Below are 3,687 nucleotides of genomic sequence, written 5' to 3'. Positions count from 1 at the left end.
GCCCCCCCTCCCTCACCTTTTCTCTTTTCTCGTTCTCTTCTTTCTTTTTTTTTTGTGTGTGCTGACACCCCGAGGCTCTACACAAGGCTTTTGTTGGGGGGGGTCAGGGTGGTTTAGGGGCAGGCCCTCCCCGAGGAGCCCAGACGTGAAACGACGCAGAACCACCCTGCTCGCCCTGACGACCCTCCTCGCGGCCGCGCTCACCGCGCTGCCCGGCGGCCCGGCCCAGGCCGACGAGGTCGAACAGGTCAAGAACGGCGCCTTCGACACCACCACCGCGCCCTGGTGGACGACCGGCAACGTCACCGCCGGCCTCACCGACGGCCGCCTCTGCGCCGAGATCCCCGGCGGCACCACCAACCGCTGGGACGCCGCCGTCGGCCAGAACGACATCACCCTGACCAAGGGCGAGTCGTACCGCTTCAGCTTCTCCGCCTCCGGCACGCCCCAGGGCAACGTCCTGCGGGCCATCGTCGGCCTGTCGGCGGCCCCCTACGACACCTACTTCGAAGTCAGCCCGCAGCTGAACGTCTCGGGCGACCGCTACTCGTACACCTTCACCTCGCCCGTCGACACCACCCAGGCCCAGGTGGGCTTCCAAGTGGGCGGCAACGCGAACCCGTTCACCTTCTGCATGGACGACGTGTCGCTGCTCGGCGGGGTGCCGCCGGAGGTGTACGAGCCCGACACCGGGCCCCGGGTGCGGGTCAACCAGGTCGCCTACCTGCCCGCCGGACCGAAGAACGCCACCCTGGTCACCGACGCCACCGCGAAGTTGCCCTGGCAGTTGAAGAACGGCTCGGGTGCCGTGGTCGCCCACGGGCGGAGCACCCCGCGCGGCCTCGACGCCTCCTCCGGGCAGCACGTCCACTCGATCGACTTCGGCGCCTACCGCAAGCGCGGGACCGGCTTCACCCTGGTCGTCGACGGCGAGACCAGCCGCCCGTTCGACATCGATCCGGCCGCCTACGAACGCCTGCGCCTGGACTCGCTGAAGTACTACTACACCCAGCGCAGCGGCACCCCGATCAGCGACGACCTGCGCCCCGGCTACGGCCGCGCCGCCGGCCATGTCGACGTGGCGCCCAACCAGGGCGACGGGAACGTGCCCTGCCAGCCCGGCGTCTGCGACTACCGGCTCGACGTCACCGGCGGCTGGTACGACGCCGGCGACCACGGCAAGTACGTCGTCAACGGCGGCATCTCCACCTGGGAGGTGCTGAGCACCTACGAACGCGCGCTGCACGCCCGTACCGGCGAGGCGGGCAAGCTCGGCGACGGCTCGCTGAACATCCCGGAGAGCGGCAACAAGGTGCCCGACCTGCTGGACGAGGTCCGCTGGGAGCTGGACTTCCTGCTCAAGATGCAGGTACCGAAGGGCAAGCCCCTCGCGGGCATGGCGCACCACAAGATCCACGACGAGCAGTGGACCGGTCTGCCGCTGATGCCCGCCGACGACCCGCAGAAGCGCGAACTGCACCCGCCGAGCACGGCGGCGACCCTCAACCTGGCCGCGACGGCAGCCCAGGCGGCCCGCCTGTACCGCCCCTACGACCCGGCCTTCTCGGCGAAGGCCCTCACCGCGGCCCGCACCGCGTGGGCGGCGGCCCTGGAGCACCCGGCCGTGTACGCGTCCGAGAGCGACGGCATCGGCGGGGGCACCTACGCCGACAACAACGTCACCGACGAGTTCTACTGGGCGGCCGCCCAGTTGTACCTCACCACCGGCGAGAAGGCCTTCCAGGACCACGTCCTCGCCTCACCCGTGCACACCGCCGACATCTTCGGATCCATCGGCTTCGACTGGGCCCGCACGGCCGCCGCGGGCCGCCTCGACCTCGCGACCGTGCCGAACAAGCTGCCCGGCCGCGACAAGGTCCGCCAGTCCGTGGTCAAGGCCGCCGACCGCTACCTGGCCACGCTGAAGGCCCACCCGTACGGCATGCCGTACGCCCCCGAGAACAACCTCTACGACTGGGGCTCCAACCACCAGATCCTCAACAACGCGGTCGTGATCGCCACGGCCTACGACATCAGCGGGGCGTCCAAGTACCGTGAGGGCGCGCTCCAGAGCATGGACTACCTCTTCGGCCGCAACGCCCTCAACATCTCCTACGTCACCGGCTACGGCGAGGTCGACGCCCGCAACCAGCACGCCCGCTGGTACGCCCACCAGCTCGACCCGGACCAGCCCAACCCGCCGGCCGGCACCCTCGCCGGCGGGCCCAACTCCTCCATCCAGGACCCCTACGCGCAGAGCAAACTCCAGGGCTGTGTCGGTCAGTTCTGCTACATCGACGACATCCAGTCCTGGTCGACCAACGAACACACGATCAACTGGAACGCGGCGCTGGCCCGTATGGCGTCGTTCGTCGCGGACCAGATCTGACACCTCACCTCCGAGCGCGCGGCCGACGTCCTCCGGGGCGTCGGCCGCCTTGCGTCGGTACCGCCCTCCCATGGCCTTGACCTGCGATTATTTACGAGTAAGTACCCTCGCGGTACCGTGGGCGCATGCCAGCTCTGAATGTGGAGTTCAGCGACCGCGAGCTAGAGGACCTGCGGCAGATGGCCAAGGAACGCGGTACGTCGATGAAGGCGCTCGTGCGCGAGGCGGCCGCCGCCGACATCGTGCGGCACCGGGCGCTGAAGGAGGGCGCGGAGGCGTTCCGGGAGTTCTTCACCGCGCACGCCGACGAGTTCGCCGCCGCCTTCCCGGACGACGAACCCGCCGCCGGAGCGGGAGGACGGGCCGTCTGACCGATGGCTCCCGTCATCCACATCGACGTGCCGTGGCTGCTCCAGCGACACGAAGAGGTCATGCCCGAGCAGCCCACCATCACCGACTTCTCGGCGCTCGTAGCCGCCGTGGCCCGGCACCGCGTCGACCCGCCGCGCCTCGGCGTGGACTCCGACCCGGCCTGGCGGGCCGCCGCGCTGCTGCACACCCTCGCCCTGCTCAAGCCCCTGCCGGCCGCCAACGCCCGTTTCGCCTGCGCGACCGCCGTGGCCTACATGTTCGTCAGCGGTGTCGGAATCAACCCGCCGTACGGGGCCCTCGTGGATCTCGCGCGCGACCTGATCTCCGGGAAGGCCGACGTCTACGGGGCGGCGGACCGGCTGCGCTCCTGGCAGATCTGAGCGAGCCGGAGAGCGGTCCCCGGGGCCGCCGGCCGAGGGCGGGAGGATCAAGGCCGGCGGCCCGTTTCGCGCGGGAGAGCCGCCGTTCCGCGCGGGGCCTTCCGAGGTGGCCGGGTTCAGTGAACAACGAACCGACGGCGCGCCGGGAGCGTGCGCGGGCCACCGGGGTGTGCGTACGGTTCACACGGGGTGCTTGAAGCCTTGAGCATTTGGGAACGGGAAGGTTCGTTCTGCGAAGCGGAATGACTCGTACCGGTCATCTGACCTGCTTTTAGTGATGCGGATGTTGCACAAGTGCCTTGTTAGTCATGAGTAACTTGTGCAAGGGTGACCTTCCTGCGCATGGGCAATGGCCCGGCCGGAAAGGCCATTTGACTTTGCCGGTCGCCGAAGAGCCCAAAAGGCTCAGGGGAGACGGCCGTCGAGCGGTTCGGTCCCGGCCGCTTTCCCGGCGCCCGCCAAAAAGGTACGCGCCAATCCAGGGCCCTTTTCGGCGGTCACAACTCCGTGTGCCATCTTGTGCCTTGGAAGGAACCCGCTCTGTGC

At 69.2% G+C, this 3,687-nt stretch carries 3 protein-coding genes; all 3 read left to right on the top strand.

Translation table 11 applies throughout. The features are described 5' to 3' along the window. Window positions 1–145 precede the first annotated feature (145 nt). The 3 genes from P1P70_RS41955 to P1P70_RS41945 all read left to right on the top strand — a co-directional run bounded on the left by P1P70_RS41955 (window position 146) and on the right by P1P70_RS41945 (window position 3,141). Window positions 146–2,389, top strand: a complete 2,244-nt coding sequence (locus P1P70_RS41955; protein WP_319247355.1) for a glycoside hydrolase family 9 protein — start codon at window positions 146–148, stop codon at window positions 2,387–2,389. A gap of 125 nt (window positions 2,390–2,514) precedes the next feature. Further along, complete coding sequence (locus tag P1P70_RS41950; RefSeq protein WP_319247353.1) at window positions 2,515–2,760, top strand: hypothetical protein; 246 nt, start codon at window positions 2,515–2,517, stop codon at window positions 2,758–2,760. Between the two features lie 3 nt (window positions 2,761–2,763). Then, window positions 2,764–3,141, top strand: a complete 378-nt coding sequence (locus P1P70_RS41945) for a toxin Doc (RefSeq protein WP_319247351.1) — start codon at window positions 2,764–2,766, stop codon at window positions 3,139–3,141. Window positions 3,142–3,687: the final 546 nt, after the last annotated feature.

This window comes from Streptomyces sp. MB09-02B, assembly GCF_033794485.1.
Taxonomy (GTDB): domain Bacteria; phylum Actinomycetota; class Actinomycetes; order Streptomycetales; family Streptomycetaceae; genus Streptomyces.
Note: the sequence above shows the minus strand (reverse complement) of the source record. Positions and strands in the feature narration are given on the sequence as shown.

What these genes read in the sequence shown, in the direction of transcription:
- P1P70_RS41950 (WP_319247353.1), top strand. Translation starts at nt 2,515, where the DNA reads ATGCCAGCTCTGAATGTGGAGTTCAGCGACCGCGAGCTAGAGGACCTG.
- P1P70_RS41945 (WP_319247351.1), top strand. Translation starts at nt 2,764, where the DNA reads ATGGCTCCCGTCATCCACATCGACGTGCCGTGGCTGCTCCAGCGACAC.